At 37.6% G+C, this 16,701-nt stretch carries 14 protein-coding genes; 4 read left to right on the forward strand and 10 right to left on the reverse strand.

The window, feature by feature from the left end; all coding sequences use genetic code 11:
* Positions 1-171: 171 nt before the first annotated feature.
* From VF06_RS01485 to purT, 4 genes are all read left to right on the forward strand, one after another.
* Complete coding sequence (locus VF06_RS01485; protein WP_099071930.1) at positions 172-1,122, forward strand: ABC transporter ATP-binding protein; 951 nt, start codon at positions 172-174, stop codon at positions 1,120-1,122.
* A gap of 111 nt (positions 1,123-1,233) precedes the next feature.
* The gene (locus tag VF06_RS01490; protein ID WP_099071929.1) at positions 1,234-2,991 is read left to right on the forward strand and encodes an ABC transporter permease; all 1,758 of its coding nucleotides are present in this window, start codon (positions 1,234-1,236) and stop codon (positions 2,989-2,991) included.
* A gap of 300 nt (positions 2,992-3,291) precedes the next feature.
* The gene (locus tag VF06_RS01495) at positions 3,292-3,771 is read left to right on the forward strand and encodes a pentapeptide repeat-containing protein (protein ID WP_099071928.1); all 480 of its coding nucleotides are present in this window, start codon (positions 3,292-3,294) and stop codon (positions 3,769-3,771) included.
* A 99-nt stretch (positions 3,772-3,870) separates the two neighbouring features.
* Positions 3,871-5,034 (forward strand): formate-dependent phosphoribosylglycinamide formyltransferase, encoded by a 1,164-nt coding sequence (gene purT, locus VF06_RS01500; protein ID WP_099071927.1) that lies wholly within the window; start codon positions 3,871-3,873, stop codon positions 5,032-5,034.
* Between the two features lie 7 nt (positions 5,035-5,041).
* Here purT and VF06_RS01505 read toward each other — a convergent pair whose 3' ends face one another.
* From VF06_RS01505 to VF06_RS01550, 10 genes are all read right to left on the reverse strand, one after another.
* Positions 5,042-5,548, reverse strand: coding sequence for a hypothetical protein (locus VF06_RS01505; RefSeq protein ID WP_099076657.1), 507 nt, complete (start codon positions 5,546-5,548; stop codon positions 5,042-5,044).
* Entirely contained in the window at positions 5,493-7,691 is a 2,199-nt protein-coding gene (locus VF06_RS01510) for a GumC family protein (protein WP_099071925.1), read from the reverse strand. Before VF06_RS01510 ends, VF06_RS01505 begins: the two co-directional genes overlap by 56 nt.
* A gap of 173 nt (positions 7,692-7,864) precedes the next feature.
* Entirely contained in the window at positions 7,865-9,055 is a 1,191-nt protein-coding gene (locus VF06_RS01515; protein ID WP_099071924.1) for a DegT/DnrJ/EryC1/StrS family aminotransferase, read from the reverse strand.
* Between the two features lie 56 nt (positions 9,056-9,111).
* Positions 9,112-10,185 (reverse strand): GNAT family N-acetyltransferase, encoded by a 1,074-nt coding sequence (locus VF06_RS01520; protein ID WP_099071923.1) that lies wholly within the window; start codon positions 10,183-10,185, stop codon positions 9,112-9,114.
* Positions 10,186-10,251: 66 nt separating this feature from the next.
* Positions 10,252-11,112 carry a hypothetical protein gene (locus VF06_RS01525; protein ID WP_244918060.1) on the reverse strand — a complete coding sequence of 287 codons (861 nt, stop codon included), beginning with the start codon at positions 11,110-11,112 and terminating at the stop codon, positions 10,252-10,254.
* Positions 11,109-12,032, reverse strand: a complete 924-nt coding sequence (locus VF06_RS01530; protein ID WP_180267280.1) for a hypothetical protein — start codon at positions 12,030-12,032, stop codon at positions 11,109-11,111. The genes VF06_RS01525 and VF06_RS01530 overlap by 4 nt, the downstream gene beginning before the upstream one ends.
* Before the next feature lie 43 nt (positions 12,033-12,075).
* Complete coding sequence (locus VF06_RS01535; RefSeq protein WP_099071922.1) at positions 12,076-12,732, reverse strand: sugar transferase; 657 nt, start codon at positions 12,730-12,732, stop codon at positions 12,076-12,078.
* 139 nt (positions 12,733-12,871) lie between these two features.
* Positions 12,872-14,029 (reverse strand): glycosyltransferase family 4 protein, encoded by a 1,158-nt coding sequence (locus VF06_RS01540; RefSeq protein WP_099071921.1) that lies wholly within the window; start codon positions 14,027-14,029, stop codon positions 12,872-12,874.
* Positions 14,026-15,090 carry an NAD-dependent epimerase gene (locus VF06_RS01545; protein ID WP_099071920.1) on the reverse strand — a complete coding sequence of 355 codons (1,065 nt, stop codon included), beginning with the start codon at positions 15,088-15,090 and terminating at the stop codon, positions 14,026-14,028. Before VF06_RS01545 ends, VF06_RS01540 begins: the two co-directional genes overlap by 4 nt.
* Before the next feature lie 10 nt (positions 15,091-15,100).
* A complete protein-coding gene (locus VF06_RS01550) occupies positions 15,101-16,381 on the reverse strand; it encodes a nucleotide sugar dehydrogenase (protein ID WP_099071919.1) in 1,281 nt (426 codons plus the stop codon).
* Between the last annotated feature and the right edge of the window lie 320 nt (positions 16,382-16,701).

A 16,701-nucleotide genomic window follows, 5' to 3' on the forward strand; every position in this document is an offset into this window, starting at 1 on the left:
TTTTCTGGAAATCTGTTGTCAGAATTAAAAAGTAGTTAGGGTAGATGCCTTAGCTACTTTCTTTATGTTGTAAATTTTTTGAAAATTAGTTTCAATTTCCGAAACCAGCCTGACAAATGGTGGAGAAAAAGGTTAGCTTAACTGTTAATCACAAGCCGCACCCCAGCAGCGATGGTAAAAGAATTAGCAATTTACACCCGTGGACTCACTAAGCAATTTGACCGACATGTTGCTGTCAATGATGTTGATTTAGAAATCCAGGTGGGTGAAGTATATGGACTAATTGGGCCGAATGGCGCAGGTAAAACGACTCTCATCCGGATGTTGGCCACTGCTGAGGAACCTACTACGGGTGAGATTTATATTAATGGCGATCGCCTTTTACGCGATCGAGGTAATCCCAAACTCAAGCGTCGTCTTGGCTACTTACCAGATGACTATCCACTGTATGAAGATTTAACAGTCTGGGACTACTTAGATTATTTTGCGCGTTTGTATCGCCTGCGGGAACCACGGCGCACTCAACGACTACATGAAGTTTTAGAATTAATCCAACTTGGTAACAAACGCCACAGCATGATTTCTACCCTCTCGCGGGGGATGAAACAGCGTTTGAGTTTAGCGCGAACCATTATCCACGAACCGATTTTACTATTACTAGATGAACCTGTTTCAGGACTTGACCCCATTGCGAGAATGCATTTCCGGGAAATCATCAAGGCTTTACGAGAAGCTGGAATGACTATATTAATTTCTTCCCACGTTCTCAGCGATTTAGCGGAATTGTGTACTTCCGTGGGAATCATGGAACTTGGCTTTTTGGTAGAAAGTACTTCCCTACAGCAACTTTATCAACGTCTTTCACATCAGCAAATTGTGTTATCTACTTTGGGAAAAATAGAGGCACTTTTGAGTGAATTGAAGCATTATCCTTTAGTAGAACAGTGGGAGGTAATACCAGGAAAAAACAGCGTGCGGGTAAACTTTTCAGGGACTCAGGAAGATTGCGCCGAATTGTTGCGATCGCTCATTCAAGCAGGCATTCCTTTGAGTGATTTCCACTGCACTCAAGAAGACTTAGAAACTATTTTCTTAAAACTAGGTCACAAACAAGCATCTTGATTCGTCAAGGAATTTTAGATTTTAAATTTTGGATTTTGGATTCACTAAACGAATAAATCCAAAGGTTCGTACCATAGCTATAACTCGCCATTTTTGGAGAATTTTTTCCTTATGATGCTCAAGTTAATGGACAAAATCGGCGATGCGAATCCCCAATTATTGCGGGAATTAAAAGGACGCCTGAAATTTTTTCATGTGGGGCTTGCGGTGGTAATTTCCCTACTACTGCAACTGGTAGTTTATTTATATCAGCTTCGGGAATTTCCTAATAAATATCCGCTTACTGGTACATACTGCCGTTTAAGTCCAATATATGAGGAACGACAAAGAAGGCTTTATCAGCAAGCAGATCAATATAAAATTAGCGAATTTCATAATTTCCTATCCAAGAATTTATGCCCGCACAACGAAATTAATTTCCAGTTATGGTGGCGAGACCATTGGGAATATATATTCCTGTCTTTGAGTGTAATTTTTATATTTACACTATTAGTTGCAGGAACTTATTTACTGATTAATGATTTAGTCAAAGAAGAACGTCGCGGTACGTTGAATTTTATTCGCCTGAGTCCCCAATCAGAAACAAGTATCTTGACTGGCAAATTGCTAGGAGTTCCGAGTTTTATTTATCTGATAGTCTTAGTAGCAATTCCTTTACATTTGTGGGCTGGACATTCCGCCAACATAGCCTTGAGTTACATTTTTAGTTACTACGCTATTGTTATTGCTAGCTGTATTTTCTTCTACAGTGGTGCATTACTTTTTGGGTTAGTTAGTCGCTGGCTTAGTGGTTTTCAGCCGTGGTTGGGTAGTGGTGCTGTCTTCTTTTTGTTGTTTATGACGATGATAATAGCATCGTCCTATGGCAACAGTTTAAATAATTCCGGTGCTTGGTTGAGACTTTTTAATCCTTGGGATGTAACTAATTATTTGTTCCCGAATTTGTTCCGTATCAGCAATGGTTCTCCGCTACAAAACCTGGAGTTTTTCTATATACCTCTGGGAACAAATGTTGTGAGTGTTGTCGGCTTGCACTTATTCAATTATGGAGTTTGTAGTTACGGAATTTTCAAAGCACTAAAACGCTGTTTCCGTAATCCTCAAGCTTCAGTAATCAACAAGGGACAAAGTTATATAATAGTTGCTTTTTGCCAGTTGATGATGTGGGGATTTACCTTGCAATATTGGAACCAAGTTTTCGATTTAGATCGACAAGTTAGGGAAAATTTCAGTTTGATAGCGTTATATAACGTGGGGTTGCTTTTCAGTTTGATTGCAATTCTTACGCCTCACCGTCAAACTGTACAAGATTGGGCGAGATATAGACATCAAGCAAGCAACAAGAGTATTTGGTGGGATTTAACAACAAGTGAAAAAAGTCCTGCATTAGTGGCGATCGCCATTAATCTTATAATCGTTAGTATCCCTTGGCTAGTTTGGATTTCACTGACATCTGCTTTCGATATAGACCAGAGTCCAAATTGGGCAGGTGACAATATTAATAGGTTGAAATTACTTTTAGCCCTGGCTTTATTTATCAGCATGATGTTGATTTATGCCACCATCGCTCAATTGATACTTTTGCTCAAAACTCCCAAACGTTCTTTCTGGGCTATTGGAACTGTTAGTGCAGTTATGTTCCTCCCCCCAGCGATTTTGGAATTTATCGGTATGTCTTCATGGAAAAATCCCAGTATATGGCTGTTTTCAACTTTTCCTTGGTCAGGGATATCATATTCTGAGGCGACAACAATTTTTATGGCATTTTTAGCCCAGGTGAGTGTTTTAGCATTGTTAAACTTCCAGTTAACAAAACAGGTGAGATTAGCAGGTGAGTCTGCGACAAAAGCATTGTTGGCAGGACGTTAGTTTGATGAAGCAGAATTCAGAATTCAGAATTTAGAATTCTGAATTCTGAAGTAAAACAGGGTTTATAGCTGGGTTCTACTTAATTTACACGCGTTATATCCCCGATTTATTTGATAAGTCGGGGTTCTTCTTTTTGTTATATTATCTATTAATTAGCTACATAGTAAAGTTATAGAATTTTGAAAAAAATTAGCAAGAAACAAATTGCTTATAAAAATTTATTCATCTATCTGTAGGATGAATTTAATTAAATAATTTTAATTTTTTAATCAGTATAACTAATACAAAAATCTAAACATCATGCTAGATCCTTCTACTGAAGACCTTCGCTGTATAGCCATTGAATTTTTAGAACAAAGCCCTACACAACGTCTGGAAATTCTCAGACAATTGGGGATAGCTCGTTATGAGTTTTTAACCAAGATGCGCCTCAATGAAGCAAATATAATTTGTCTGATGCGGTTTTTAAAATATCCAAGTCGCCTAAAATTTCCAAATCTTCAAGAAGCAGATTTATCTGGTTTAACTTTAGATGGTATCAACTTTATTAGGGCAAATTTATCAGCAGCAAATTTACAAGGTAGCAGTTTAGTTAATGCCGACCTTTTATTTGCAAATTTCACAAAAGCTGATTTGAGGAATGCAGATTTGCGGGGTGCAACTTTGAATGAAACTATTTGGTTAGATACTTTAGTAGATAAATGTCAGTTTGGTGTAGGTACTGGTTTAACTTATCTGCAACGCCAAGATTTACAATTGCGTGGAGCTAAGTTTAATTAACTTAAAAAAGGCAGTGGGGAATATAAAAAAATTTGTTCATAGATGTATCTTGAAAAAAAGTTATAAAATTATGAAATTGAGATTAGTTTGGATGATTTAATGAGTATTAAACTGCCCCAAAAATTGATGTTGCTTGGTTCTGGAGAACTAGGGAAAGAATTTACCATCGCGGCTCAGCGTCTTGGTAATTATGTAATTGCTGTTGACCGTTACCCCAATGCTCCAGCAATGCAGGTGGCTGACTGTTTTGAAGTAATTTCTATGCTCAGTGGGGATGATTTAGAAGCTATAGTTGCTAAGCATCAGCCAGATTTGATCATACCAGAAATTGAAGCAATCAGAACAGAAAAACTCATGGAATTTGAGCAGCGGGGAATTACAGTTATTCCGACTGCGGCGGCTACTAATTATACAATGAACCGTGACAGAATTAGGGAACTGGCACACGAGGAATTAGGCATTAGAACAGCTAAATATGGTTATGCAGTCAGTTTAGAAGAATTGATTGCTGTTTCCGATGAAATTGGATTTCCAAATGTTGTCAAACCAGTGATGTCATCATCTGGAAAAGGTCAATCTGTGGTACAGAATAAGAGTGAAGTAGAAAAAGCTTGGAATTATGCGATCGCTAATTCTAGAGGTGATAGTCAAAAGGTAATTGTAGAAGAATTTATTAATTTTGAAATCGAGATAACTTTACTTACAATTAAACAGTGGAATGCCCCGACAATTTTCTGTTCTCCTATTGGTCATCGCCAAGAAAGAGGCGATTATCAAGAATCGTGGCAACCGGCAGAAATTTCTCAAGCTCAGATATTAAAAGCCCAAGAAATAGCCATCAAAGTCACTGACGCTTTAGGAGGGGCGGGAATTTTTGGTGTTGAGTTTTTCATTACCAAAGATGAAGTGATTTTTTCCGAACTTTCTCCCAGACCTCATGATACAGGTATGGTGACATTAATTTCCCAAAATCTCAACGAATTTGAATTACATCTCAGAGCTATTTTAAACTTGCCGATTCCTCATATAGAACAATTAGGAGCATCAGCGAGTGCGGTAATTTTAGCTTCTGAAAAATCTGATTCCATTACTTTTGTTGGTGTCGCTGATGCTTTGTCAGAAAAAGACGTAGATATTCGATTATTTGGCAAACCTAGCGCCCATCCATATCGGCGAATGGGAGTAGCTTTAGCAAAAGGTGTGAATGTCAAAGAAGCTAGGGAAAAAGCTACTAAAGCTGCAAATAAAATTCAAATTATTTAATGCAATATTAACAACTAACATCATCAAGAATCTTCACCACTGCCTGAGAATTTTCTCCTAACATATATCGATGGTTATGGAGGAAATTTTCTAATTTTAACAAGATTGTTCTTGTACCCTGAAAGTCGCTTTTTTGCGGTTGGATTATAATTATTGCCTGATTTACTCCAGCCGGAAAAATGGCAAAATTAGCAATTGGTTGGTAATCTACTCCATATTTAGCTGTTCCTTCGATGCTGTACTTCACGATTAAATCTTGAATCGGATCGCCATTACGAGTAATTACAAATTCACCAATGTCTCCAAATTGAGACGCGTAGTTTTTTGTGGCTGTAATGTTCACAATGGTGGGGTAGTTGATATTTTTGGTTTCATTGCTGGATATGAAGTTAAATTGAGCTAATAGTTGCTTATGGCTAGAAAAATTGCTGAAATGGATAATATTAGTAAATTGTGAATTATGAGCCAGGTAATTGAAGTCTGACAGGTGATTTTTCACTTGCGTATTCTTCATGATTTTCTTCATTGGAGTAGTAATAACTGTAGCGTTCGTGTTGGGGGAAAACTCCGTTGATAACCTGTCCCAAGACATTCTGACCAGATTTTTCTAAAAGCTCTTTTGCAATGGTGGCACTAACACAATCAACTACTCCTGGACGGACAATAAATAATACGCCATCAGCCATTTGTCCTAGAGTAGCAGCATCAGCAGCAACATTTAATGATGGAGCATCAATAATTACGAAATCGTAGTAAACAGAAAAAGTTTGAATTAATGCAGCCATTTTTTTAGAGTCAAGGAGAGAACCAGGATTCGGAGGTATAACTCCACAAGTGAGGACATACAAATTATCCATTACTTGTTTGATAGCTGTATTAATTTCAGCTTGTCCAACGATTAAATTGCTAAGACCTTCATTATTAATTAGTTCCCAAATTTTATGCTGAACAGGACGGCGCATATCCGCATCCACTAATAAGATTTTGCGTTCCATTTGAGCCATTGTAATGGCTAAATTGGCTGCTACTGTGGATTTGCCTTCCTTGGGTACGGAACTAGTGATAACTATAACTTTTAGTTCCTTATCAGCACTCATAAATTTGAGATTTGCCCGCAGCATCCGGTATGCTTCATTAATAGACGATCGCGGTGCATCTCGAACCATGAGTCTTTTACTATATAGCTCCATTTCTTCATTGCCGCGGAGATAATTTTTCGGCTTATTAAAAGCAGGAATTACCCCTAATAAAGTAAAGTTTAATAATTCCTTTGCTTGCTCAGTTGTCTTAATTGATTTATCGATTTTTTCCAAAACATATACAACCGCCAATGCAGCTAAACTAGACAATAAACCTGTACTTAAATACAAAAACATCGGAGAAGAAATGGACTCTTCTGGAACTTCTGCCTGCGATATAACGCTAGCATTACCTAAACTTTGATTTTCTGCTATGCGGCTTTCTTGCAATTTTTGTAATAAAAGCGAATAGGTAGATTGCGCTGCTTGTACCTTACGTTCTAATTGTCGCTGTTGCTGTTCTAATCTTGGGAGATTGTTTAAGCGTTCTTTGTAACTAGTTTCTAAATTAGATAAAGTGGTGATTTGACTTGCTAAACCCAAACGAGTTGATTCTAAATCAACCAGTCTTGCAGAAAGTTGTTGCTCTAACTGTCCTAGTTGCAAATTATTATCTGGCTGTGGTGAATTGCTACCAACAACGTTTTTGACTCGTTGTTGTAGTAATTGATTTAAAGACTGTAATTTATATACCAAATTAATAATTTCTGGATGATTATCTTGTAAAACACTCCGCCTAGCCGCCAGCTGTGATTCTAACTGCTGGATTTCCCTCAGAATATCTTGTACCCCTGAAGTTTGACTCAAAGAAGTCATAATTATGGCTTGCTGAGAGTTCATTCGTAACTGTTTTTTGATTTGTTGACTTTGTGCTTCAACATCAGCAAATCTAGATTGAGCTTCACTAATTTGCTGTTGTAATCCAGTGATGAGTTCTAGTGATTTATTTGCTTCTTCTTGTAGGGATACAATTTTATTTCTTTCTTTAAAAACTGCTAGTTCTGCTTCTGCTTGTCGAACCACTAATTCTGCATTTGGCAGTTGTTTTTCGATAAACTTGCGAGCAGTTGCAGCTTGAGTTTTATGACCAGCTATATTGTATTCTAAATACACTGCTATGAGAGTATTAACAACTTGTGCAGCTGTTTCTGGGTTTGTATCTTTGTAGGCAATACTAAGAATATCCGCTCCCTTTGTTTCCTTCACCGTCAACCGTTGGAGAAATTCTTTGGTTGTTAAAATTAGATTTTCATTGTTTCTGAGATTGAGTTGATTAATAGTAGCTTTAACAATTGGAATAGAACGAATCACTTCTGTTTCTGTATTCAAAGGATTGCTTTTATCACTTACCAATGGCTCTAATTTACCTATTTCTGTTCCTACTCCTGTTAAAGAAGAAGTAGTGTTAGTTCTTTGGAATTTTAGTTTTCCTTCTGCCAAGTAGTAAGGTTTTTTAAAAAATGTAGCTATTTGTAAAATTATGAATACACAAACAAAAACACTGAAGGCAGCAGGCCAACGACGCTTGATGGCTTGCCAATAGCGATCGAAATTTCCAGGAGACTCTTGTGTTTTCATAAAATACGATTTGGGATTTGAGATTTTGAATTGTAGATAAAATGTCAGAATTTCAAAGCCAATATTGATAAATCACAAATTAAATTATCCTAGAACGCTTTTAAATTCTGTATTCTCACTCTTGAGTGCTGAATTGTGAACTGACGATAAATTGATAAAATTACTATTTGTTTTTAATTATTGCTATAACTGATTGCCAGGTAAGAATTGGGAATTTTGGAATGATTTTTTAGGCTTTCATCGTGGAATATGTGAATTAGGCTAATCACTGTTTTTAAATCTTCATTTGTGAGATTAGACCCAGAAGGTAAGCAAAGACCGCGTGCAAATAAATCTTCTGCAACTGCACCACCAAAACATGGACATTCAGCAAAAATAGGTTGGATATGTAAAGGTTTCCAAACCGGACGAGATTCAATTTGCTGTTCAAGAAGTGCTAGACGGAGTTGTTCTCGGTTACCACCAAAAGCTTGAGGATCTATTGTGATACAGGTCAGCCAACGAGTAGCATATCCATAATTAGCTTCTGGCATAAATTCTATTCCTGGTAAGTTTTTCAATTCCTGGAAATAAATTTCAAAATTACGCCTTCTAGCTGCTACTCGTTGATTTAAAACACGCAATTGACCGCGACCAATACCAGCTAAAACATTACTGAGACGATAGTTATAACCTATTTGTGAATGTTGGTAATGAGGAGCGCGATCGCGTGCTTGGGTGGCAAGAAAACGTGCTTTTTCTACTAATTCTAAATCCTCGGATACTAACATTCCCCCGCCAGAAGTAGTAATAATTTTATTACCATTAAATGAGTAAATTCCAATGCGTCCAAAAGTTCCTAAAGAACGTTTTTTATAGGTAGCTCCTAAAGCTTCAGCAGCATCTTCAATTAAGGGAACATCATATTGATTACAAGCCTGCAAAATTGGGTCGATATCTGCACTTTGACCATATAAATGTACAAGGACAACAGCTTTAGGTAATTTACCTGTTTTGGCACGGCTATCTAATGCTTCTGCTAACAATTCGGGATTCATGTTCCACGAAGTGCGATCGCTATCAATAAAGACTGGTTTTGCGCCTAAATAAATGATTGGATTAGCACTAGCAATAAACGTTAAGGTAGAACAAAAAACTTCATCTCCAGCCTCAACACCAACTAATTTTAAAGCTAAATGTAAAGCTGCTGTACCGGAACTTAAAGCCACAGCATAAGTAGCGTTAGTGACTTGACAAAATTCTGCCTCGAAAGCATCAACGTGAGGGCCAACAGGAGCAATCCAGTTTGTTTCAAAAGCTTCTTTTACAAATTCGAGTTCCTCATCGCCCATGTGGGGTGTTGAAAGCAGAATTGGTTTATTCATGCACATTACCTGAATCGGTTTGCTATTGATTAACTGACTGATTTGCTAGTTTGCACTCAATTCAAAGAACGATAAGCAGGGAAAAAATTTGAATCAACTAAATTTTTGGCTGCGGTTTTTAAAGTTTTTGCTCGTAATTCCACTAAAGAATCATATTTTTCTGGGTCTGTAATTAAGCGTAGTGTTAAAAATAGATGTCTTTGTTTAGAAAACCCTGCTTTGAAATTGTAGAGACTATCTTTAGCTGAACCAACACCACCACCTAAATGCAAAAATTTATTGCCCCGTTCTTTAGCCCAAAATCGAACGTAATCAAACATTAATTTACTAGGAGCTTGTTTCAAAAATTCGTTTTTTGTTCCTCCTAGATGATATTGCACTATTTCACAACATTCGGTAAATATTCCTGCACAAGCAATTTGATCGTTAAATTCGATGAGACATAAATGAATATTTTTATCTAATCTAGCTAAAGTTTGAAAATAATTTTCATCAAAATAAAAATAATTTTTGGCTTCTACACGATTCATTGTTTCATGATATATAGCCATAAATTTATCTATATATTCTTCTAACCTAACCATTTTGGCACTAAAACCATGACGTTTACATCGATTGATATGATTGCGATGTTCTGGTCTAGTTTGATGCCAAATTTCTGCTGTGGATAAGCTTAAATCTACCGACACAGTTTCTCCACTGATTTTACATAAACCAAAAGATAAAACTTCATTTAATCCTTGATTGAGTATTGGATGTAGCCTTAAAAATGCCGAACAAATTTGGCGATCGCCTAATGCTAAAATTAACTGATTTACTGCCAATTGCAAAAACTCCGGCGTATCAGCTGCGGCTTGATTGTATAAAATTCCAGGATAACCATAAGGAGATACAATATCCCAAATCAATGGAATATCAGTCTTCATCTCAAATAAATTATCGACACAACGTAATAAATAAGGTAAAAATAATATCTTTTCATTTTCAAATATCAATATAGCTTCCGGAATAGCATTAATTCTTTTAGCTTCTAAATCTACATATTCCGGCAGATGATAAATATCATACTTTAATTGATTTAAAATTTGCCGCCATAATGGATCTGACAAATTAATTATTTTATAATCCATTGATTTCTCCTATATTCAATATTTAGTTCAATGGATATCTTTTAAATGAGCAGTATTCTTTTAATCTCAATCGTGCCCAGTTAAACGATAGTATTGATGTGGATACTTCCAACGGATAAATTGCTCAATGAGCGGATTTATCTCCACTTTGGCAGGTATATGTGTGATGGGAAAGCCCATTCTTTCTTTGAATTCCACAACTCCCGGTTTTTCTCGCCAGTGTTGACCGATGGCAAACTCATAAATTCCACCAGAACGACGGCAAACTTGCACAAATTCAAAAAGCAATATTCTGTTGAGATTGTATTCTGATGCCTCAGTGCTGATGTAGAGATCTTCTCCGTATGCAGTGCCGTTGATGGCGTAACCAGTGATATAACCGCAAAGTTTCGTATCATTAAGTCCTGCAAGAATCAGCCGACGTTTGGGCACAACATAATCTACAAGTTTCACTATATATTTCTCTCTAGAAAGCGATGATTTCCATCGCGTTCGTGTAGTTGCTGAGAGAAAAACATCATATCCCTGTTCTTGTAGTAACCGCGTATCAGTTAACTCCACAATGTCAAACAAATGGCGATTTTTGCGGATGTTTTGTCTGCTGTTTTTGTTGATGCTATATAAATCGTAGTCTTGGACATTAGACAATAAATGAATAGGAATTGATGCGTTAGCACTGACAGCATCATCCTCACACAACGATGCTAAAAATCCCCAGCAAAATTGTATCGGACGAGTTACCTGTTGAATTTGCAAGCGGGTTAACAAATGGATTGGCTGATAGAAACCAAAACGCCGTTGTTCCCAATAACACCCACCATGAAAGACAACATTTGCACCTTCCTTGCAGCGCCACCTGGCAAATTCTTCTTCAGTCATTGAGGTTAGCTGTGCTTCGGATAAATCTCGAATTTGTTGAAAATTCATACTCCTTTAATTTTCGTATTTTGAGTATTACTGAAAAACGTCTTCTCGTGCGAACGCACCTGACAACCACCCACCAAGCGATAATACTTGTGTGGATATCGCCACTGAATAAATTGCTCAACAATGGGGTTAATTTGTACCTTTGCAGGAATATGCTTGACTTGAAAACCCATTCCTTCCTTGAAGACACAAAGGTTTTCATCTTCTCGTGAATGCAAACCGTTAACCAGTTCGCGAATTAACCCAGACCGACGACAGACTTGTGCAAATTCAAATAGCAATCCCGTACCAATGTAAGTAGATAATGCTTCAGTTGCAATTATTACTTCATCAATATAAGCAATGCTGTTAACCGCATATCCTGTGATATAGCCAAGAAGTTCCTCACCCTTAATACCCGCAAGAATCAATCGTTTTTCAGGGGTGGGATAATCAGCAAGTTCTTTTAAATAGTCTTTTTTAGAAGGTATCTGACGATAAGCTGTTCGCTTCAATGCTGACATCAAAACTTCGTATCCTTGCTGTTGCAAAAGCGTCGATTTATCTAGAGGCACAATGTTGATTCGCTTGTAACACTTTCGCAGATGATTTCGCCGATTTGATGTCAGACTGTGGAAATCATAGTTTTCTAGATTGGGTAACCAATGAATTGGCATGGAAGCGTTAGCTGTACTTGCGTCAACATCAGATAATGTTGTTTGGAATCCCCAAGATAAGGGCGTCGGGGAATTTGCTTCTTTGGCACTCAAACGCGCTAACCAATGCAACGGCTGATAAAAACCCCGTACTGTTTCCTTCCAATAGCGATGGCGATGGCGAATCACATGTGTTCCGCGTTGGCGATACCAATCAGCGCATTCTTCTTCAGTCATTGAAGTTAACATCGCTGCGTCAACATTTGGTATTTGTTGCAGATTCATACTTTTTCACTTCCTGTAATTCTATAGCCGACGAAAACCCTATTTATTGTTCTTTAAGTTGGCCTGTGAATTCCTCTGAAGTAACATGTCCTTCCTGGCTAATACTTTTTCGCTGGATTACTTGCCATACAGTCATCAATAAAATTTTTAAATCAAGCCACAAACTCCAGCGGTCTATATACCAAACATCCAATTCAAATTTTTTATCCCAAAACCGATCTAATGTGCGCCGACCATTAACTTGTGCCCAGCCAGTGATACCTGGTTTCACTTCATGACGACGTGCTTGTTGGGGTGTGTAAAGGTCAAGATACTTTACTAACAATGGACGAGGCCCAACAAAACTCATATCTCCCTTCAACACATTCCAAAGTTGAGGTAATTCATCAAGACTCGTTTGACGTAAAAATTTACCCAAGGCTGTGAGGCGTTTTTCATCAGCAAGAAGATTGCCTTGGGCATCACATTCATTCGTCATCGTCCGGAATTTATAAAAGTTAAAAATCCGAGCATTTTTTCCAGGACGAGGTTGAATAAAAACAACTGGACTACCCATCCGCAAATAAATAGCAATAGCTACACCCAACAATAAAGGAGCAACAAAAATTAAAGCGATCGCCCCTACAACTCTATCCAATATAGATTTAATTACTCTGCTATATCTCTTAAACTTAGCATCCTTAAAATTACGATCGTTCATCAATACCCCCTCCCATCTCAAAACCTTCTCATTCTTTCTCTGTGCGTACCTTTGCGCTTCGCTTAACTTTGCGTCCCTACCCTGCGGTATGCGTTTAAAAAATTTCTCCCTATCTCACTTAACCACCAATCCCTACTAATCAATAAATGCCTAATTCTTGATAGTACTTATTCAGTCGTTTAAAAACTAATTCTTCATCATAATCAGCTTCAACACGTTGGCGACCAGCTTGACCATAACTTTGTCGCAATTGAGAGTTAGACAATAGAATTCCCAAAGCTTCAGCTAACTTTTCAGTATTTTTAGGTGCGACAATTAAACCTGTTCGTCCATGAATTACCGCTTCTCGACAACCGCGAATATCTGTAGCCACCACTGGTAAATTCATTGACATTGCCTCAAGGATAGAACGCGGTAATCCTTCATGGGTGAATGTGGGCAAAGTGAAGATATCTAATAATCCTAAAAGTTCTGGAATATCTCGTCTTTCTCCTGTTAAAATAACATGTTTTTCCAGTCCCAAATCATGAATCTTTTGAATTAATTGTTTTTGAAAAGGTTCTGGGTCACTACTAAGTTGAGAGCCAATGACTAAAATTTGCAAATTGGGAAAATAGGGCAGTAATTTCGCTGCGGCTTCAATTAAATATCCACTACCTTTTTTCTGAGTGAGGCGTCCAATTGTGCCAATAATTAAGTCAGTATAATCGGGGATACCTAAAGATTTTCGTAATTCAATTTGATGAGCATAATTGAGGCGATCGCGTTGGAAGCGATGAATATCTACACCGTTACCCAAATAACGTAATTTTGTTGGCGGACAAAGATTTAATTTCTTAGCTGTGCCAATATCTTCATAATTTTGAGTGAGAATCAAATCAGTTATCAAAGCAGTCAATTTCTCAACAGCAAAATAAAAACGATATTCACGAGGTGAGGAGCGATCGTGAAACGGAAAGCCGTGAGCAGTATAGACAATTCTTTTGACACCAGCTAATTTAGCAGCAATCCGACCCAAAACAGCAGCAATGGGAGTGTGTACGTGAACGAGGTCATACTGCTTTTGTCTGATTAATTGTGTTAATTGATAAATACTGCTCAAATTCCTCAAAGGAGAAATCCGACGGTCAATTTCAATTGGGTGAATGATATAACCCTGTTGTTGGAGTTTTTCAACTTCTACACTTGGAGAACAAGCTATTTCAACTGATAAATTTTGAGACAAAAAATAATCAATTTGAGGTCGTAAAAGTGTCTCAACAGTACCTCCAATTGCACAAACATGCAGTATTTTCATTGTTCCCTACTCCCTACCCTCACCCCAAAATTTTGGGTTGTTCTATGGCTAGATTTTTGATAATAAGCACAATACCAAGCTACAAAACGTTGAATTCCTATTTCAATAGGTGTGCTGGGTTTAAAGCCTACATCTTTAACTAAATCATCAACATCTGCATAAGTGATGGGTACATCACCTGGTTGCAGAGGTAGTAAATTTTTTTGTGCTTTGACTCCCAAACAATCTTCCAATACTTCTATAAAGCGCATTAATTCAACTGGTTGATTGTTACCTATGTTGTAAATTTTATAAGGAGCTTTACTGCTTCCTGGGTCTGGAGATGCTCCTGACCAAGCGAGATTTGGCTGAGGAATTTTATCCATCACTCGCACAACACCTTCTACAATGTCGTCAATATAAGTAAAATCTCGGCGCATTTTTCCGTAATTAAACACATCTATTGGTTGTTTTGCCAAAATTGCTTTGGTAAACAAAAATAGCGCCATATCTGGACGACCCCACGGCCCATAAACAGTAAAGAAGCGGAGTCCAGTTGTTGGTAAATTATACAAATGGCTATAACTGTGAGCCATTAATTCATTAGCTTTTTTAGTAGCAGCGTATAAACTAACTGGATGGTCTACATTGTCGTGAACAGAAAAAGGCATTTTAGTATTAGCGCCATAAACAGAACTAGAAGAAGCAAATACTAAATGTTGAACATCTGAATGACGACAACCTTCCAGGATGTTAATAAACCCCACTAAGTTACTGTTTACATATGCATGGGGGTTCTTGATGGAGTATCGAACGCCAGCCTGTGCTGCTAAGTTAACCACCACATCAAAGTGTTGTTCGGCAAAGAGTTGGGCTATGGCTACCGAGTCTGCTAAGTCGAGTTGATAAAAACTAAAACCTAGTTTTTCCTGTAATTGAGCTAGACGGTCTTTTTTCAAGAAGACATCGTAGTAATCATTGAGGTTATCAAGACCAACAACTTCGTCACCTCTGGTCAATAGACGTTGGCTGAGATGAAATCCAATAAAACCAGCAGCACCAGTCACTAAAACCTTGACCATGATGTTTCTCCTATAGACTCCAGTAATGAATATGGGATGGTATTGAAGTTTGACTGAAAATAGATTTGATATCCATCAATACTCCACCTGGACGCAAACACTTGAGAAGTTGTTCGCAAGGTATATCTAAATAAGCTTGATGACCGACTGCAAGTATTAACCCATCTAAATCAGATATGTTATGCCAATCAACTAAATCAATTCCATATTCTTGCTGTGCTTCATCAGGATCTACCAGAGGATCGTGTAAGAGTGGTTCAATACCAAATTGCTGCAACTCTTTCACCACATCTGGTATGCGACTATTGCGAATATCGGGTACGTTTTCTTTAAAGGTGAGACCGAGAATTCCTACCCGTGCTTGTTTAATCGATAGGTTAGCTTCAACTAGGAGTTTGACAAAACGCTGACCAAGATAAGTACCCATACTGTCGTTAATTCGACGACCAGCTAGGATGACTTCGGGATGATATCCCAATTCTTCTGCTTTGGTAGTTAGATAGTAAGGGTCAACCCCAATGCAGTGACCGCCAACAAGTCCTGGAGTAAATCGCAAAAAGTTCCATTTAGTGCCAGCAGCTGCCAATACATCATGGGTGCGGATACCAAGGCGATCGCATATTAAGGCTAGTTCGTTCATCAAAGCAATATTTAAGTCTCGCTGAGTATTTTCAATGACTTTAGCTGCCTCAGCTACTTTAATCGAGGAGGTACGATAAACACCAGCATCAATAATTGCTGTGTATACACTTGCAACTCGTTCGAGAGTTTCTGCATCTTCCCCAGCTACGACTTTGACAATCTTTTCTAGTGTATGAGCTTTGTCACCCGGATTTATCCGTTCTGGAGAATAGCCCAATTTAAAATCAATACCAGGTTGCAAGCCTGATACTTTAGCCAAAGTTGCTTTGCAAATATCCTCCGTTACTCCTGGATAAACCGTAGATTCATACACCACGATCGCTCCTGGTTGTAAGACCTTACCCACCAGTTCAGAAGCTTTAACTAGTAAACTCAAATCAGGATTATGGTTGCGGTCAACTGGTGTTGGTACAGCAACGATAAAAAAGTTGGCATCTACTAAATCGTAGAGTTCTGAAGTAACGATCAGACTAGAATTTCTTAACTCTTCGCTGGAAACTTGATTGGTGCGATCGATACCTTGCTTTAAACTTTTAATCTTTTCTAAATTGATATCAAAACCGATTGTATAAGGAAATTTTTTCGCAAATGCCAAGGCAACAGGTAGACCAACGTAGCCAAGACCAATAACTGCAATGCGGTTGCTCATATCTCAAAAAAATAAATTTACAATATGTCATGAGTCATTTTTTATGACTTTTCTGAAATTTTTGAGAACAATTCAGCAATGATTCAGAACAATGAAAAAATCAAGTATAAATATATAGCAATCGCACTACACTGCTATATTTATGAATCCTAATTGCTGAATTGTTATAATTTTTGGTTAATGGTAAACAATCGAAGACAGCCAAATTGAGTAATTGTAAGTTAAACCACATTTGAAAAAGCATTTTATATTGACTGTTGACGGTTGACGGTTGAATGTTAATGGTTAGCTTTCAATCAAGTCACAGGCAATTATGCTAT

The sequence above is a fragment of the Nostoc linckia z4 genome, assembly GCF_002608075.1.
Classification (GTDB): domain Bacteria; phylum Cyanobacteriota; class Cyanobacteriia; order Cyanobacteriales; family Nostocaceae; genus Nostoc; species Nostoc linckia.

Bases quoted from the DNA above. Each gene is read 5' to 3' on its own strand.
- VF06_RS01505 (WP_099076657.1), bottom strand. From the start codon at position 5,548: ATGAAGAATACGCAAGTGAAAAATCACCTGTCAGACTTCAATTACCTG.
- VF06_RS01540 (WP_099071921.1), bottom strand. From the start codon at position 14,029: ATGAAAATACTGCATGTTTGTGCAATTGGAGGTACTGTTGAGACACTT.
- VF06_RS01550 (WP_099071919.1), bottom strand. From the start codon at position 16,381: ATGAGCAACCGCATTGCAGTTATTGGTCTTGGCTACGTTGGTCTACCT.
- VF06_RS01545 (WP_099071920.1), bottom strand. From the start codon at position 15,090: ATGGTCAAGGTTTTAGTGACTGGTGCTGCTGGTTTTATTGGATTTCAT.
- VF06_RS01515 (WP_099071924.1), bottom strand. From the start codon at position 9,055: ATGAATAAACCAATTCTGCTTTCAACACCCCACATGGGCGATGAGGAA.
- purT (WP_099071927.1), top strand. From the start codon at position 3,871: ATGAGTATTAAACTGCCCCAAAAATTGATGTTGCTTGGTTCTGGAGAA.
- VF06_RS01495 (WP_099071928.1), top strand. From the start codon at position 3,292: ATGCTAGATCCTTCTACTGAAGACCTTCGCTGTATAGCCATTGAATTT.
- VF06_RS01535 (WP_099071922.1), bottom strand. From the start codon at position 12,732: ATGAACGATCGTAATTTTAAGGATGCTAAGTTTAAGAGATATAGCAGA.
- VF06_RS01485 (WP_099071930.1), top strand. From the start codon at position 172: ATGGTAAAAGAATTAGCAATTTACACCCGTGGACTCACTAAGCAATTT.
- VF06_RS01525 (WP_244918060.1), bottom strand. From the start codon at position 11,112: ATGAATTTTCAACAAATTCGAGATTTATCCGAAGCACAGCTAACCTCA.
- VF06_RS01530 (WP_180267280.1), bottom strand. From the start codon at position 12,032: ATGAATCTGCAACAAATACCAAATGTTGACGCAGCGATGTTAACTTCA.
- VF06_RS01520 (WP_099071923.1), bottom strand. From the start codon at position 10,185: ATGGATTATAAAATAATTAATTTGTCAGATCCATTATGGCGGCAAATT.
- VF06_RS01510 (WP_099071925.1), bottom strand. From the start codon at position 7,691: ATGAAAACACAAGAGTCTCCTGGAAATTTCGATCGCTATTGGCAAGCC.
- VF06_RS01490 (WP_099071929.1), top strand. From the start codon at position 1,234: ATGATGCTCAAGTTAATGGACAAAATCGGCGATGCGAATCCCCAATTA.